Here is a 16,099-nt window from a genome sequence, read left to right as displayed (position 1 = left end):
CAGATGCATCTTAGCCAAGCCGCAAAACTGTCCTAAAAAGCAGGACCACTTCACATCAAGGAAGGTGATTAATACGCGCGACGTCCCACCGATCATTTCCTAAATGCTGCAGCGTGGTGACCGAGATGTTGTCGATCTTATGCAACATCGCCTCATAGGCCGAAACGCGAAGGGCGCGCTGTACCTGCGTTAGGATCACGCCAAAATGTGCTACCGCGATGATGTGGCTTTGCGGATGGGCAGCGTTCAGGCGATCTACCACGGCGCTCACCCGCGCCATTGTCTGGTTCCAGCTTTCGCCCTCAGGCGCGCGGATGTCACCGGGTTGTTCCCAGAACGCGCGGCTTAGTTCCGGATCGCGCGCCGCTACGGCGTCAAAGCGCATGCCATCCCAGACTCCGAAGTGGATTTCGCGCAAGTCCGGCTCATGCGGCAGACGGGTATGGCGGGGCGCGCTCAGGGCGTCGGCTGTGGCGACTGACCGGATCAAATCGGAGGACACTACAACGGCATCGTCGGGTAAATCATCGCGCACCCGTTCAATCATGGCTGTGTCAGAAAGATCGGCAGGGACATCGCGCCAGCCAACAAAGCTTTTTTCATGTGTGGGGCCGTGCCGCACCCAGTGCCAAGTGGTCATGGGAGGGTCCCTTTCAAAACTTGCGGCAGGCCCGCCACCACCATCACCGCCAAATCTGCTTCACGTGCCAGGGCGATGTTCAACCGTCCTTGGGCCTCGCGGAATCGACGGGCCAATTTGTTGTCCGGCACGATCCCATGTCCGACTTCATTCGAGACGATGACCCAAGGTGCGGGGCAGCTGCGCAGCGCCTCCAGCAGGTTTTCTGTCGCGACTGCGATATCCGCGTCCGCCATCATTTGGTTGCTTAACCACATCGTGGCACAGTCGACCAAGACCGGCATATCAGGCGCCAATGTCGCCAATGGGTCGGCCAGATCAAGAGGCTCTTCGATTGTCATCCAACGATCGTCACGGCGGGCTTTGTGGGCGTCTACACGAAAACGTGTTTCGTCATCTTCCGCGCGCCCCGTGGCGAGGTAGGCCACCTTCAATCCACTGGAAAGGACGAAGTTTTCGGCCCATTCGGATTTTCCCGAAGCCGCGCCTCCCAGAACGAATGTCCCTGTGGGCAACATTTTCTCCAACCTTTTTGTGAACCTTTATGTCGCCTCATGCGTAATCTTAACAAAGCGCCACTTCAAGGTGACTACATAATCTAGGGAGATGGAACAGATGGCGATTGGAACTGCGCAGGACTTCTCACTCACTCGTACGGCAATGAAAGCCGAGCTTCTGGACGCCGAAACAGAGCTGAAGCTGGCATATGCTTGGCGTGATCAACGCGACGAGGCATCTCTCCACCGACTGATAAACGCATACATGCGTTTGGCCATCTCGATGGCATCGAAATTCAAGCGTTACGGCGCGCCGATGAATGACCTGATCCAAGAGGCGGGTTTGGGGCTGATGAAAGCCGCCGATAAGTTCGATCCGGATCGCGGCGTGCGCTTTTCGACCTACGCCGTTTGGTGGATCAAGGCCTCCATTCAGGATCATGTGATGCGCAACTGGTCTATGGTTCGCACTGGCTCTACTTCCTCTCAGAAATCACTCTTTTTCAACATGCGTCGGGTGCAGGCACGGTTGGAACGTGAGGCGGCAAGCGCGGGCGAAAAATTGGACGGTTACCAATTGCGTCAGATGATCTCGACCGAGATTGGCGTACCTTTGCATGACGTTGAGATGATGGAAGGACGTTTGTCCGGTTCAGACTATTCGCTGAACGCGACCCAGTCCTCTGAAGATGAGGGGCGCGAGTGGATCGACGCGCTGGAAGACAACAGCGCCCAAGCGGCAGAGCGTGTGGAAGAAAGCCACGACACGGCGCAGTTGCGCACATGGCTCGTGGCTGCAATGTCCGCCCTAAACGAGCGTGAGCAGTTCATTGTACGTGAGCGTAAACTCCGGGATTCCCCCCGCACTTTGGAGAGCCTCGGCCAAGAGCTGAGCCTCAGCAAGGAGCGTGTGCGCCAGCTGGAAGCAGCGGCGTTCCAAAAGATGCGCAAGTCGCTTGAAATGCAGTCACAGGAAGTTCACCACTTCCTTTCATGAACATATCCTTACCCACCGTAAGAACATTAAGCGCGGCCTTCGTGGCTGCGCTTTTTTCGTGCGCTGCAGCAGCGGAAGTGCCGCAAGCTGCCCGTGATGCCGATGTGGTGGTGCTGGGGGAACAGCATGACAACCCAGCTCACCATCAACGACAGGCAGAGTGGACTTCAGCCCTTGCCCCGCAAGCGCTGGTTTTCGAGATGCTGAAGCCCCGACAGGCTGCAAATGCCAATTTCGACTGGGCAGATCAGGCAGAACTGGACGCGGCAATTGACTGGTCACAAAATGGTTGGCCGTCGTTCGATCTGTATTTCCCTGTTTTCGAAGCGGCACGTGGAGTAGCCATATTTGGTGCTCTTGTCCCGCGCGAGGAACTGCGCGACCGGTTGGAAAACCCCATCGTAAAGCACCCGCTTGCAGCGCTTTTCGGGCTCGACCAACCCGTTGATGCTAAAGAGCAGGCCGCGCGGGAGGCCTTGCAAGCTGCGGCTCATTGTGATGCTTTGCCGGAAGAGATGTTGCCGGTAATGGTGACCGCGCAACGCCTGCGTGATGTGGCGCTGGCCGATGCGACGCTGCGCGCCTTGCGGGCAACAGGTGGTCCCATCGTGGTGATTACGGGCAATGGGCATGCGCGCAGCGATTGGGGCATGCCCGCGCTGCTTGCCTATGCAGCGCGTGATGTAACGGTGTTTGTGTTGGGTCAAGGTGAGGACGGAGCAGATGTTACAGGCACCTTCAATCTGACACTGGACGCGCCGTCGCCAAAACGGGCCGATCCTTGCGACGCGTTCAAACAGTAGGGTCTGGTGCTGTGGGGGCGCGCCGCCTATGTTGAACCCGAATTAGCCACCCGAGGGGCGTATCATGTTAGCCGGTAACCACATTCTACTAATCATCGGTGGCGGAATCGCTGCGTTTAAATCCCTTGATCTGATCCGCCGTTTGCGCGAACGCGGCGCGGTTGTGACCCCTGTCCTCACCCGTGCGGGCGAGGAATTTGTCACGCCGCTGTCTGTCTCTGCCTTGGCAGGCAGGAAGGTATTTCGCGATCTGTTTGATCTGGGGGATGAGGCCGAGATGGGCCATATCCAGCTGAGCCGCGTTGCCGACTTGGTTGTGGTGGCTCCGGCGACGGCTGATCTGATGGCGAAAATGGCGGGCGGGCTCGCCAATGATCTGGCCTCAACCCTGCTGCTGGCCACCGACACCCCCGTTATGATCGTTCCGGCCATGAATGTACGTATGTGGGAACACGCTGCGACCCAGCGCAACCTTGCGACCCTGCGCGGTGATGGCATCACGGTGGTGGGCCCCAATTCGGGTGACATGGCCTGCGGTGAATTCGGCCCCGGCCGCATGTCTGAACCGTTAGAGATTGTCGCCGCTGTCGAAGGCGCACTAGCAGACGGACCTTTGAAGGGGCGCCGTGTACTTGTCACGTCCGGCCCCACGCATGAGCCGATTGATCCTGTCCGCTACATCGCCAACCGATCTTCCGGCGCGCAGGGGACCGCACTGGCACGCGCATTGGCGCAGCTTGGCGCGCATGTGGTGTTTGTCACCGGCCCTGCCGATGTGCCGCCACCCGATGGGGTAGAGGTGATCGCGGTACAAACCGCTCAGCAAATGAAGGATGCGGTTGAGGCGGCGTTGCCAGCAGATGTTGCCGTTTTTGCCGCTGCTGTGGCCGATTGGCGTGTGAGCTCCGCCTCAGACCGCAAGCTCAAGAAATCCAAAGACGGCCTGCCAGTGTTGGAGTTTGCGGAAAATCCCGACATCCTTCGCGGCGTTAGCCAGATGACCGCAGGCCGTCCGCCTCTTGTTGTTGGGTTCGCCGCCGAAACCAATGACGTGATTGAAAATGCGACGGCCAAGCGCCTGCGCAAGGGCTGTGACTGGATTGTGGCAAACGATGTCTCTCCTGCGACCGGTATCATGGGCGGCAGCGAAAATGCCGTGACGCTGATCAGTGATGAGGGCGCAGAAGAATGGCCGCGCATGGGTAAAGACGCAGTGGCGCAAAAGCTGGCCGCTCGCATCGCTGCCGCGATCACGGGATGAGCGGTGTCGATATTCGCCTAATGTGGGAGGCAGATGCCGACCGCACGGTTGGGTTGCCCCGATACGAAACCCTTGGCGCAGCAGGAGCCGATCTGCGAGCGAACCTGCCCGATCAACGGGCTGTGACGCTGGAGGTTGGCGCGCGTGCGCTGATCCCCACTGGCCTGCGCCTTGCCATTCCCGAAGGGTATGAAGTGCAGATCCGCCCGCGTTCTGGCCTTGCTCTGAAACACGGGATCACGCTGCCCAATAGCCCTGGCACGATTGATACTGACTATCGCGGCCCTTTGGGTGTGATTGTAATGAACGCAGGCGATGCCCCTTTCATCATTGAGCACGGCATGCGGATTGCACAAATGGTGGTCGCACCAGTAGTGCAGGCTACATTCCAGGTGGTTGACGAGCTGGAGACCACCGCTCGCGGCAGGGGCGGTTTCGGCTCTACCGGAATGGAGTAAGCGGGTGCTGGTATTTATTCTTGCGGCAGCTATCTGGGGTTTGGGCGCAGTTATGCGCACGCCACGCCCCGCGCGTTGGATCATGATCAGTGTTCTGCTGGTGGCGGTGATCGGCGTGCAACTTGTTTTCCCTGAAGGGCATCCTTTGCGGGCAGCGACTGGTGGGAATGCGATGATCTGGCTTATCGTGGTGTCAATTGGGGCGGTGATATGGGCCTATTCACGGGTCATCTCGCGTCTACGCACGCGCACAGGCGTGGATAAAAAGAAGCAGTCTCAACCCGCGGGCCGTTCGGGCAGCTTTTCCGAGACAGAGCTTAACCGCTATGCCCGCCACATAACCCTGCGCGAAGTGGGCGGTGCGGGTCAAAAAGCCCTCAAGAACGCCAAAGTGCTTGTGGTCGGGGCAGGTGGGCTTGGCGCGCCAGCCCTGCAATATCTGGCAGCCGCCGGCGTTGGCACCATCGGTGTCATTGATGCGGACATAGTTGAGAACACCAACCTGCACCGTCAGGTCATCCATAAAGACGCATCTATCGGCATGCCCAAGGTGTTCTCGGCCCAGGCCGAGATGGAAGCGCAAAACCCCTTCGTCACCGTGCGCCCCTATCATCGCAGGTTGGATAAAGGCATCGCCGCTGAATTGATTGCGGAGTATGATCTGGTGCTGGACGGCACCGACAATTTTGAAACACGCTATCTGGTCAATGCGATCTGTGTGCAGGCGGGTGTGCCCCTAATCTCTGGCGCGTTGAGCCAGTGGGAAGGGCAGCTGAGTGTTTTTGATCCAGCGCGTGGTGCCCCCTGCTATCAATGCATTTTCCCTCAAGCCCCCGCTGCCCATCTTGCGCCCAGTTGCTCTGAGGCCGGAGTGATCGGGCCGTTGCCAGGTGTGGTGGGCGCGATGATGGCTGTTGAGGCCGTCAAGCTGATCTCCGGTGCGGGTGCGCCCCTGCGTGGCCAGATGGTGATCTATGACGCGCTCTATGGTGAAAACCGCAACATTCGCATCACGCCGCGTAACGATTGCCCGATTTGCGCCCATACCCACGCCTGAACGTTGTATCCCCCGCACCGCGCTCCTAGTTTGAGTGCAAAGGAGACCGCTAATGAACACTCTGCTGCAAGACTGGAAAACCCCTTTTGGGATCGCCCCTTTTGACAAGGTCGCGGATGAAGATTTTGCGCCCGCGTTAGAAGAAGCTCTGGCAGCCCACAGCGCCGAGATTGACGCGATTGCCAGCAATCCGGAGCCTGCCGATTTCGCAAATACGGTTGAGGCGTTGGAGGCCGCAGGAAATCTGTTGGATCAGGTCTTGGGTGTGTTCTACACTGTTGCAGGTGCCGATAGCACGCCTGAGCGTGAAGCCTTACAGCGCGATTTCTCACCCAAGCTTTCGGCCCATTTTTCCGAGATTTCCAGCAACAAGGCGCTGTTTGGGCGGATCAATGCAGTCTGGGAAAGTCGCGATACACTGGGCCTGAGTGATGAGCAGGCGCGGGTGCTGATGCTCACGCACCGTGGCTTTGTACGGTCCGGCTCTGCGCTGACTGGCGTGCAAGAAGCGCGCATGAAAGAGATCAAGGGACGGCTGGCCGTTCTGGGCACCCAGTTCACGCAAAACTTGCTCGCGGATGAGCGTAGCTGGTTCATGAAGCTGGATGAGTCCGATCTGGGAGGCTTGCCGGATTTTGTCGTCGATACGGCCCGCGCGGCGGGCGAAGAAAAAGACGCAGGCGGGCCTGTGGTCACGCTGTCGCGGTCGCTTATCACGCCTTTCTTGCAATTCAGCCCCCGCCGCGATCTGCGTGAGACAGCCTTCAAGGCTTGGGAAGCACGCGGTGCAAATAGTGGCGAGACGGACAACCGCGCCATCGCCGCAGAAACACTGGCCCTGCGTAAAGAGCGTGCAGCGCTTTTGGGGTATGATAGCTTTGCCGACTACAAGCTTGAGACTGAGATGGCGAAAACACCTGACGCTGTGCGCAACCTGTTGATGCAGGTTTGGGAGCCGGCCAAGGCACAGGCAAACGCGGACGCCGAAGTCTTGCAACAGATGATGCGCGATGATGGCGTGAACGGAGATCTGGCCCCATGGGACTGGCGCTATTATGCTGAGAAGCGCCGCGCGGCAGAGCATGATTTGGATGAGGCAGCGCTCAAGCCCTACTTCCAACTCGACCGGATGATCGAGGCGTCGTTCTCTTGTGCGACCCGCCTTTTCGGGCTGGAGTTCAAGCCGTTGGACGTGCCGCTCTACCATGCTGATTGCCGCGCATGGGAAGTCACGCGCAACGGGGCGCATGTAGCGGTCTTTATCGGTGACTACTTTGCCCGCGGTTCCAAACGGTCAGGCGCGTGGTGCTCGGCGATGCGCTCACAGGCGAAGTTTCCACAGGTTCAGACACCCGTGGTCATCAACGTATGCAACTTCGCCAAGGGTGAACCGGCGCTGCTGTCCTATGACGATGCGCGCACACTGTTTCACGAGTTCGGCCATGCCCTGCACCAGATGCTGTCGAACGTGACGTATGAGAGCATCTCTGGCACCTCTGTCGCGCGCGATTTTGTGGAATTGCCCAGTCAGCTTTATGAGCATTGGCTGGAGGTGCCCGAAGTGTTGGCTGAATTTGCGACCCATGCCAAAACCGGTGAGGCGATGCCGAAAGAGATGCTGGACAAGGTCCTTGGTGCTGCGACCTTCGATATGGGCTTCCAGACAGTAGAATATGTGGCCTCAGCGTTGGTTGATCTGGCTTTCCACGAGGGTGAGCCGTCGGCCGATGTGATGGAAAAGCAGCGCGCCGTGCTCGAAGATATCGGGATGCCTTCGGCTATCACGATGCGCCATGCCACGCCGCAATTTGCGCATGTGTTCTCGGGCGATGGGTATTCCAGCGGCTACTACAGCTACATGTGGTCCGAAGTGATGGACGCCGATGCCTTTGAGGCGTTCGAGGAAGCAGGCGGCGCGTTCGACCCTGAACGCGCCCGCGCGCTGGAACAGAACATCCTCTCCACCGGCGGTAGCCGCGATGCGGCAGAGCTTTATGTCGCCTTCCGTGGCCGCTTGCCAGGTGTTGAAGCGCTACTCAAAGGCCGCGGGCTGATCGCGGCTTAATAGCCAAGCGCGCGATCAACGAGGTTCAGATTGGGCTCGCCAGCCTCACCCCGCCGAATGTTTTCGACGATCTCGCCGCTTGCGGTGCTGGCGCGGGTTTCGGCGGCGATGTGGGGTGTGACAGTGACGCCGGGGTGCGCCCAAAAGGGGTGCTCCTGCGGCAACGGCTCAATCCGGAAAACATCCAGCGTTGCATGAGCAATCTGTCCACTATCGAGCGCCGCAATCAGAGCATCGTCATCGATTAGCGGACCACGACCTGGATTGATGATGAACGCGCCGCGCGGCATCAGTGCCAGTGTTTCGGCATTAAAGATGTCTGTAGTCGCTGGGGTGTCGGGTAGCAACGTTACCGCAATCTCGGCTCGGCCGAGTGCTTCGGCGAAACCGTCATCGCCATTCAAACAGGTTACGCCCTCTACAGATTTGGGGCTGCGGGACCAGCCGGCAACCCGGAACCCGAGAGAGAGCAGCGCGTTGGCGCAGGCCGTACCCAGAGCGCCGAGACCAAATATGACGACCTCGCGTTCTTGCGCGAGTGGTGGGGCTTTGGTGCTCCACTCGTGGGACGGGTTCACAATATGCGCGTCCATCCCCAGATGGTACCGCAGCACATGGCCTGTCACCCATTCGACCATCCCTTTGGTCAGGCCTGGATCAACCATCCGCGCAAGAGGGATGCGCAGCGTCTCGTTGCCGGTGATCTTCTCAACACCGGCCCATAGGTTCAGGACCGCTTTGGCGCGGGTGTAGGGCGTGAAATCTTGCAGATCACTGTTCGGGGCGTAGACGATGTAATCCACCTCGGCAGGCGGGATGTCTTGCGCTAGATGCGCTTTGATGCCCGCGGCTTTCAGGGCATTGAGTAGGGGCGCCTCATAGGTATCCCAACAGTCTGAGCGGGCGGCAAAAAGAACATTGATCATTTCGCAAACGCTCCTTTCATATCTGCCAACCCTTTGACTTCGATCGGGTTACCTGACGGGTCCATGAAGAACACTGTGGACTGCTCTCCCGGCTCCCCGGGAAAGCGGGTTTGAGGTTCAAGAACAAAGTCGACACCCTCGGCCACTAGTTTGTCAGCCAGAGCACGCCATTCTGTAAACTCCAGCACAACGCCGAAATGCGGCATCGGCACTTTATGCTCGCCGACGAGACCGGTTGCTTCCACCGCCAAAGGCTTGCCGAGATGGCACGAAAGCTGATGGCCGAAGAAATCGAAATCCACCCAGGTTTTGGTGCTGCGCCCCTCTGCACAGCCGAGCAGGCCACTGTAAAAAGCGCGGGTCTGGTCAAGGTCGATGACATTGAAAGAAAAGTGGAAAATGGACATGTAAGGGCAGCCTTATCTGACGGGGTTCGCCCACAGATAGCCCAGCGAGCCGCCCATGCAAAGAGCCGTGTCAGCGCGGCCTATGCACATGGGCTGACTGAACCAGGCCAAAGGCTAGCATCAACACCAGCATCGCTGATCCACCATAGCTTACCAGTGGCAGCGGTACACCCACAACAGGGGCCATGCCCATAACCATCGACATGTTGACGGCGAAGAACAAAAAGAAATTCAGCGCAACCCCAAGCGTTAAAAGAGAGGCAAAGCGGTCTTTGTTCATTATCGCAGAAACCACGCAAAACACGATGATAAGTCCGTAAAGTACCAGCAAAGACATCCCGCCGACAAACCCGAATTCCTCGGCTAATGTGGTGAAGATAAAGTCAGTGTGCTTTTCCGGAAGGAAGTTCAGCCGAGATTGGGTGCCCTGCATGAACCCCCGTCCGGTCCATCCGCCAGAGCCGAGCGCAATCTTGGATTGGGCAATGTGATATCCAGTGTTCAGCGGGTCTGATCCGGGGTCAAGGAACGTATCAATCCGGCGGAACTGGTAGTTCTCAATCAACTGCCATTCGGTGCCGCGTGACTGGAACACCGCCGCGATTAAAGCCACACCTGCGGCAATCACCGTCGCAAAATAAGCCCAATGCACACCGGCGAGGAACATCAGTCCGCCTCCCGCTGCCAGCAACAAGATCGCCGTCCCGAGGTCGGGCTGTTTCACAACCAGAATGGTCGGCACAATGATGATCAGCACTGGCAGAAGTACCCAAAGAGGGCGTGAGGTCTTCTTTGCGGGCAGCCAATCATAATAGGCGGCTAGAAACATTACCAATGTGATCTTTGTCATCTCGGACGGTTGCAGGCGAAAAAAGCCAAGGTCAATCCAGCGCTGGGCGCCCATCCCCACTTCACCAAATAATTCGACCCCGATCAGAAGGATGACCGAAGCCCCGTAAGCAACACCTGCAAGATTGCGCCACATCCAGATCGGCACTAAACCCACGCCCACCATCAGAGCTAGACCAAGGGCAAAACGTTTCATCTGTGGCTCGGCCCACGGGCTATAGCTGCCACCGGCCACCGAATAGAGCATCAGGAAACCGGCGCCCGCCACTGCCGACAGCAGCAAGACCAATGGCCAGTTGAGAAACAATACTTTGCGCAGGCCGGTCGGGACCGACTTTACCGTGTATTCAAGATAACTCATGCCTGATCCTTACCCTTTTTGATGCGGGCATCGGGCTGCACATCCCTCAAGCTGCGCTGTTGGGTCTTGATGCGCGCGCGGTCTGCGGTTGGATAAGCGTCCAGCGGAGGCTCTCCGCCGTAGAGGGCCTGTAGCATGATATCACGCGCAATCGGTGCCGCCACGGAAGAGCCGCCGCCGCCATGCTCTACCAGCACAGCGCAGGCATATTTGGGCGCGTCATGTGGGGCGAAGCCGACAAAGAGCGCGTGATCGCGCTGCTCCCATGGAACTTCACTGTTGTTAACGACGGCAGAGCGGACCTGACTGGTACCAGTCTTGCCTGCCATGCGCATACCGTCGGCTATTATGCGGCTGCGGTAAGCTGTGCCGCGCCGGTCGTTAACCACCGCATACATGGATTTGCGCATTTTCCGCAGATTGCTTTCGCGCATATCAAGCGGATCGTTGCCCTTGACCGGATGCTCGACCCCGTTGACCGATTTGATCAGGCGCGGTTTAACCTCGCGCCCTGTGGCAAGCCGCGCTGTCATGATGGCCAGTTGCATCGGAGTGGCCAGCATAAAGCCCTGACCAATCGAGGCGTTGACCGTGTCCCCGATCACCCAGGCTTCGCCCCTCTGGCGCAGCTTCCACTCTTTGGTGGGCGTCAGGCCCGAATTCACCGAACTCAGCGCTAGATCGTGTTTAATCCCCAGACCAAAGCGGTTGGACATGGCGGAAATCTTTTCGATCCCGACCTTGAGCGCGAGATCGTAGTAGTAGACGTCGCAAGAGCTTTTAAGTGAGGTCTCCAGGTCAACCCAGCCGTGGCCCGCGCGTTTCCAGCAATGGAAGCGTCGCCCACCGATTTCCAAATGGCCGGGGCAATAGACGGTCTCATCCGGCCCGATGATGCCGGCCTCGATCGCGGCCATGGCGGTCATCATCTTGAAGGTCGAACCGGGGGGATAAGCGCCCTGAACGGTCTTGTTGACCAGGGGGCGGTAAATGTCGTTCAGCAGCGGATCGTAGTCTTTAGACAGGATGCCACCGATAAACAGGTTGGGATCGTAGGATGGAGCAGAGCAATTGGCGACAATGTCTCCTTTTTCGCAATCCAGAATCACGACCGCCGCACTTTCACCGCTCAGTCGGGCTTGCACGTAGTTCTGTAAATTTGCGTCGATGGTCAGTTGAATATCCGCGCCTGATTGTCCCTCGCGGCGCTCTAGTTCGCGCATGACGCGGCCCGTCGCGTTGACTTCGACCTGACGGGTGCCAGCGACCCCGCGCAGCAGCGCTTCCTCGCGTGCCTCCACGTTGATTTTACCAATCTGGAAACGGGGTATACGCAGCACCGCATCCGGATTCTCGAGCGCTTCGAGATCTTTCGGGCTGACGCGTCCAACACGGCCCACCACATGCGCGAAATCAGACCCGCGTGGATAAACGCGGGTACTGCCCACCTCAGGAGAAATACCGGGCAGGGCGGGGGCATTCACCGAAACCGCGCTGACAGCATCCCAGCTTACATCTTCGGCAATCGTCACGGGCAAGAAGGGCGCAGAATTATCTGACAACTCCTCAAGCGCTCTTTCAGTTTGTTCTGGTGACAGATTAATCAGATCGGCTACCCGCTGCATCACAGCGCGGAAATCGCCTGCATCTTCGCGCACCATCACGATGCGATAGCTGGGCACGTTCTTTGCCAACTGCATGCCGTTACGGTCAAAAATTTCGCCGCGAACCGGCGGGATCAGGCGGATATTGATGCGGTTTTCTTCGGCCAGCAGGCGAAACTGATCGGCTTGATCGACCTGAAGATACCGCATACGCGCCGCCAGACCGCCCATAAACAACAGCTGCGCCCCGCCCAGCAACGCTGCGCGGCGGCTGAGTTTCGTGTGGCTGGCATCTGTTTCGGCTCTGCTGCGTCTCATGCGTTCTGCCTCATCATCATTCTATCCGCGACCGCCCAGCGAATCGAGCTCGCCGGGGGCAGCGCGTCGCACGCCCATCAAAGTGCGGGTGATCAGCACCACAAGCGGATAGACGAGTATCGTCATGCCCAGCTCCATCAGGCTCAGTCTAAGTTGCGGGGGCTGGACCAAGAGAACAGATAGCACGATCCGGTTCATCAGCAAAATGCCGACAAGCAGTAACGATACTGCGATCCATTCAGCGCCGAAGGTTGCATCGCGTAAAGACCGGCTGCGGTTACTGAGGTTATTGCAGGCAAGAAGTGCCAGCAATGCCCATAGACCGGGCGGGCGCTGAAGCAGCAGATCGGTAAGCAAAAACAGAATCGCTAGCAGCAGTGCAGGCACGTATTCGGGCCGCCGCAAGGACCAAGCGAAGGCAAAGGCGATCAGCAGGTCTGGGCCGACCCAGACACGGTTCGTTCCCTGATCCAGCAGCGCACGCAAACGTGCTTCAGCAGGATCGATGGTTTCCAAAGGCGGGAAAAGGTCGGGGGTGAACAGGCTCACGGGCTGCGTATCAATTGGCAGCAGGTGGAAAAATAACAGGAGCAGGGTCAAAGCGGCAAAGGCGCTGCGCATCAGCCACAGGCGTACGGGAGAAAGCTCGTCCATGGTAGCTATTCCGTGACGGCGGGCGTTGCATCTTCCGCCGCTGGTTCGGTAATGGCGCGGGGCGCAGTGGCAATGACCGAGGGCGAATTGACTACCGCATCGGTCCCGTGATGACGCAGCACCCGCAGGAACTCCAACCGCTCGAAATCAGCGGCAAGCCGCACACGTAGACGGCCGCTTGGGTCAGCCGAAATTTGCCCGATCAGCAGGCCTGCGGGAAACACGCCGCCATCGCCAGAGCTGATCACGCGGTCGCCGGGGCGCACCAGATCGGGGTTCTCAAGAAAATCAATCGGCGGCGCGGCAGAGTTGTCGCCGGCAATAATCGCGCGCTGGCCCGAAGGTTGGATCACCGCCGGAATACGGCTGGACGTATCGGTGAGCAGGATCACCCGCGCGGTATTCTCGCCCACACCAGAAATCCGACCCACAAGGCCGATACCGTCCATCGTCGCCCAACCCTCAACAAGCCCGTCGCGCGCACCCACGTTCAGCAGAACCGACTGCCGGAACGGAGAGCCGGAATCAGCCATCACAACGCCAGTGACATAGGTAAGACGCGGATCGAGCCGTACATTGTTAAGGTCAAGTAGACGCGCGTTCTCTTGCTCAAGCTGCAAGGCCGCCTCTTTCCACGTTTGCATGCGCCGGAGTTCCGAGCGTAATTCCTGGTTTTGTTCAGTCAGGCGCTGATAGCTTTGGAAGTCGCGGAGCAGGTTTACGGTTCCTGTGACCGGCGCCATCGCCCAATCAAGGTTCGGCACGAGCTTGTCGGTAACCTGCGCGCGAAACCGCTCTACCCGCGGGCTGTCGATCCGCCAAAGCAAAAAGACCGCGCCCAACACCAGCACAAGCACCGCCATTAAAAGGCGGCGCAATGGGCCGGTATAGTCACTGGACTGTGATCGGTCTCTGGCCATGACGGCGTGACGTCCTCCTCAGGCCTGCTTTAGCTGTCGTAGTCGATAGCGTGCCGCAACTGCTTCTCGTACTCAAGCGCTTTACCGGTTCCCAGCGCCACACAATTGAGCGGCTCGTCGGCAACAGAGATCGCCAGACCGGTCTGCTCACGCAGCGCTAGATCTAGGTCACCCAGCAACGCGCCACCACCGGTCAGCATCACGCCACGGTCAACAATATCGGCAGCAAGGTCGGGCGGCGTGGTTTCAAGCGCGGTCATGACCGCTTCGCAGATTTGCTGCACTGGCTCTGCCAGAGCTTCGGCTATTTGGGCCTGCGTGACTTCGATCTCTTTCGGCACGCCGTTCAAAAGATCGCGCCCACGTACCTGCATTGAGGTGCCGCGCCCATCATCGGGCATACGTGCGGTGCCGATGGAGGTCTTGATCCGCTCGGCGGTGGTTTCACCAACCAACAGGTTCTGCTGACGGCGCAAGTAGCTGATGATCGCTTCGTCCATCCGGTCACCACCCACGCGCACAGAGCGGGCGTAGACGATATCGCCAAGCGACAGAACCGCGACCTCGGTTGTGCCGCCACCGATGTCCACAACCATGTTGCCGGTCGGGTCAGTGATGGGCATGCCGGCACCAATTGCCGCAGCAATCGGTTCAGCAATCAGGCCCGCGCGGCGTGCGCCAGCACTCAGTACCGACTGACGGATCGCACGTTTTTCAACGGGTGTCGCGCCATGGGGCACACAGACGATGATCTTTGGCTTGGAGAAGGTGGAGCGTTTGTGCACCTTGCGGATGAAGTGTTTGATCATCTCTTCGGCGGTATCAAAATCGGCAATTACGCCTTCGCGCATCGGGCGGATCGCCTCAATGCTGCCCGGTGTGCGGCCCAGCATCAGCTTGGCGTCTTCGCCGACAGCTAGGACCCTTTTTACACCATCTTTGACGTGATAGGCGACCACGGAAGGTTCTGACAAAACAATGCCTTTGCCCTTCACATAGACCAGCGTGTTCGCAGTCCCCAGATCAATCGCCATATCAGACGAGAACAGACCGCGCAGGTTTCCAAAGATCGACATGTGGGCAACACCTTGCAAAATACGAATTGACCCGCGTCTCTGAGATACGCAGGATACGTCCTTATAAGCGCGGGGTGCGGTGGGTTAAAGAGGGAGTTGACCCTGTTTCGGCGTCTTTGCGCCGCTTGAAGTCCGACGGTAAGGGATCTGTTGGCTTACAGGATCAAAGAGGTGACAGAATGAAGAAGATACAAACACTTGGTGTGCATCACATCACGATTATGGGCGCGGACCGCCAGACAAGTATCGACTTCTGGGAGGGGTTGCTGGGCATGCCTTTCCTCTTTGACCAGCCAAATCTGGACGATCCAGAAGAAGGACACCTCTATTTCGATCCCGGTGATGGCCGTTTGATCACCATCTTTACCAACGAGGATCGCAAGCCAGAGCACAGGCGGACACCAATGGACGCTGGCTGTGTGCACCACCTTGCGTTTGAGCTGGACCGCGCGATGTTTGATCAGGCCACTGCTCGCCTTGAAGCGCGCGGCATCGGTCATTCGGGCGTCAAAGACCGTGGCTTTATGCATTCGATCTATTTCAAAGACCCGCTGGGCCTGCTGATCGAACTTGCTTGCTACACCTTCATCCCGCCGCGCGGTTCCAGCCACGCCGAGGTCATGCTGGAAGCACACAAACTGCGCGTCGCACGAGGAGATAAGGCGATCGGGCGCGAGCATTTGGCCGACGCCAGCGTCGCGATAGTTGAGCGGTCGCAGGGATCACTGAGTCAGGATCGCGCGGCGAAGAATCCCTATAGGTGATGCCGACGGTTTAGGTGGATCTAGCAATAGTTGAAGGTCAGTTCTGAGCCCAGAGCAGAAATGACCAAATCCTGCTGCATGCGCTCGCAGCGCGGAAATCTGCTGCGCCGCCACGAAATGCTTGCTGCATCACAGAGTCGAACGCGGTCATTCACGCAGCGTGCAACAAATCAAAAGCAATGAATTCACACAGTGCGGGACGAAGCCGACCTTCGAAATTCCGAGTTAGCGTTTGACCCGATGCCCAGTATAAACCCAAATACAAAGAAGAACGATTGCGGCGAATGTTGGATCAATGGAATCTAAGCTCACCCCCCTCAGAATGATCTCCGCTACCAGATTTGACAGAAAATTATCGCCTCGTAGAACAACACCGATTATGACTAAGAGAGGTGGTCCCAGTAATTCGACCAGTTTGCAGCCAACTTAAGGTGGACCAAGG

General features: G+C 58.3%; 16 protein-coding genes. 7 read left to right on the top strand and 9 right to left on the bottom strand.

Annotated elements, in window-relative coordinates; all coding sequences use genetic code 11:
- Window positions 1-55: 55 nt before the first annotated feature.
- Window positions 56-640, bottom strand: a complete 585-nt coding sequence (locus V7730_RS18980; protein WP_335749152.1) for a histidine phosphatase family protein — start codon at window positions 638-640, stop codon at window positions 56-58.
- Window positions 637-1,158: a bifunctional adenosylcobinamide kinase/adenosylcobinamide-phosphate guanylyltransferase gene (gene cobU / locus V7730_RS18975; protein ID WP_335749151.1), complete on the bottom strand. Its 522-nt coding sequence runs from the start codon at window positions 1,156-1,158 to the stop codon at window positions 637-639. Before cobU ends, V7730_RS18980 begins: the two co-directional genes overlap by 4 nt.
- 97 nt (window positions 1,159-1,255) lie before the next feature.
- Here cobU and V7730_RS18970 point away from each other — a divergent pair, with 97 nt between their 5' ends.
- The 6 genes from V7730_RS18970 to V7730_RS18945 all read left to right on the top strand — a co-directional run bounded on the left by V7730_RS18970 (window position 1,256) and on the right by V7730_RS18945 (window position 7,778).
- The gene (locus tag V7730_RS18970) at window positions 1,256-2,134 is read left to right on the top strand and encodes an RNA polymerase factor sigma-32 (RefSeq protein ID WP_335749150.1); all 879 of its coding nucleotides are present in this window, start codon (window positions 1,256-1,258) and stop codon (window positions 2,132-2,134) included.
- Between the two features lie 41 nt (window positions 2,135-2,175).
- Entirely contained in the window at window positions 2,176-2,937 is a 762-nt protein-coding gene (locus tag V7730_RS18965) for a ChaN family lipoprotein (protein WP_335749149.1), read from the top strand.
- 64 nt (window positions 2,938-3,001) lie between these two features.
- Window positions 3,002-4,198 (top strand): bifunctional phosphopantothenoylcysteine decarboxylase/phosphopantothenate--cysteine ligase CoaBC, encoded by a 1,197-nt coding sequence (gene coaBC / locus V7730_RS18960; protein ID WP_335749148.1) that lies wholly within the window; start codon window positions 3,002-3,004, stop codon window positions 4,196-4,198.
- Complete coding sequence (gene dut, locus V7730_RS18955; RefSeq protein ID WP_335749147.1) at window positions 4,195-4,656, top strand: dUTP diphosphatase; 462 nt, start codon at window positions 4,195-4,197, stop codon at window positions 4,654-4,656. Before coaBC ends, dut begins: the two co-directional genes overlap by 4 nt.
- 52 nt (window positions 4,657-4,708) lie before the next feature.
- Entirely contained in the window at window positions 4,709-5,713 is a 1,005-nt protein-coding gene (locus V7730_RS18950; protein WP_335749153.1) for a HesA/MoeB/ThiF family protein, read from the top strand.
- Window positions 5,714-5,765: 52 nt separating this feature from the next.
- Window positions 5,766-7,778, top strand: a complete 2,013-nt coding sequence (locus tag V7730_RS18945; RefSeq protein ID WP_335749146.1) for a M3 family metallopeptidase — start codon at window positions 5,766-5,768, stop codon at window positions 7,776-7,778.
- Here V7730_RS18945 and V7730_RS18940 read toward each other — a convergent pair.
- The 7 genes from V7730_RS18940 to V7730_RS18910 all read right to left on the bottom strand — a co-directional run bounded on the left by V7730_RS18940 (window position 7,775) and on the right by V7730_RS18910 (window position 14,893).
- The gene (locus V7730_RS18940) at window positions 7,775-8,704 is read right to left on the bottom strand and encodes a 2-hydroxyacid dehydrogenase (RefSeq protein WP_335749145.1); all 930 of its coding nucleotides are present in this window, start codon (window positions 8,702-8,704) and stop codon (window positions 7,775-7,777) included. The two genes, V7730_RS18945 and V7730_RS18940, sit on opposite strands and share 4 nt — an antisense overlap.
- On the bottom strand, window positions 8,701-9,111 hold the full coding sequence (locus tag V7730_RS18935; RefSeq protein WP_335749144.1) for a VOC family protein: 411 nt from the start codon (window positions 9,109-9,111) through the stop codon (window positions 8,701-8,703). The genes V7730_RS18940 and V7730_RS18935 overlap by 4 nt, the downstream gene beginning before the upstream one ends.
- A gap of 70 nt (window positions 9,112-9,181) precedes the next feature.
- Window positions 9,182-10,321 (bottom strand): rod shape-determining protein RodA, encoded by a 1,140-nt coding sequence (gene rodA / locus V7730_RS18930; protein WP_335749143.1) that lies wholly within the window; start codon window positions 10,319-10,321, stop codon window positions 9,182-9,184.
- Window positions 10,318-12,243, bottom strand: a complete 1,926-nt coding sequence (mrdA, locus tag V7730_RS18925) for a penicillin-binding protein 2 (RefSeq protein ID WP_335749142.1) — start codon at window positions 12,241-12,243, stop codon at window positions 10,318-10,320. The genes rodA and mrdA overlap by 4 nt, the downstream gene beginning before the upstream one ends.
- Before the next feature lie 21 nt (window positions 12,244-12,264).
- Window positions 12,265-12,897, bottom strand: coding sequence for a rod shape-determining protein MreD (locus V7730_RS18920; protein ID WP_335749141.1), 633 nt, complete (start codon window positions 12,895-12,897; stop codon window positions 12,265-12,267).
- Between the two features lie 5 nt (window positions 12,898-12,902).
- Window positions 12,903-13,817, bottom strand: a complete 915-nt coding sequence (gene mreC / locus V7730_RS18915) for a rod shape-determining protein MreC (RefSeq protein ID WP_335749140.1) — start codon at window positions 13,815-13,817, stop codon at window positions 12,903-12,905.
- A 29-nt stretch (window positions 13,818-13,846) separates the two neighbouring features.
- Window positions 13,847-14,893, bottom strand: coding sequence for a rod shape-determining protein (locus tag V7730_RS18910; protein WP_335749139.1), 1,047 nt, complete (start codon window positions 14,891-14,893; stop codon window positions 13,847-13,849).
- A gap of 179 nt (window positions 14,894-15,072) precedes the next feature.
- Between V7730_RS18910 and V7730_RS18905 the strand changes: the two genes are divergently transcribed.
- Entirely contained in the window at window positions 15,073-15,657 is a 585-nt protein-coding gene (locus V7730_RS18905) for a VOC family protein (RefSeq protein WP_335749138.1), read from the top strand.
- Window positions 15,658-16,099 lie beyond the last annotated feature (442 nt).

Source organism: Sulfitobacter sp., from assembly GCF_036961165.1.
Taxonomy (GTDB): Bacteria; Pseudomonadota; Alphaproteobacteria; order Rhodobacterales; family Rhodobacteraceae; genus Sulfitobacter.
Note: the sequence above shows the minus strand (reverse complement) of the source record. Positions and strands in the feature narration are given on the sequence as shown.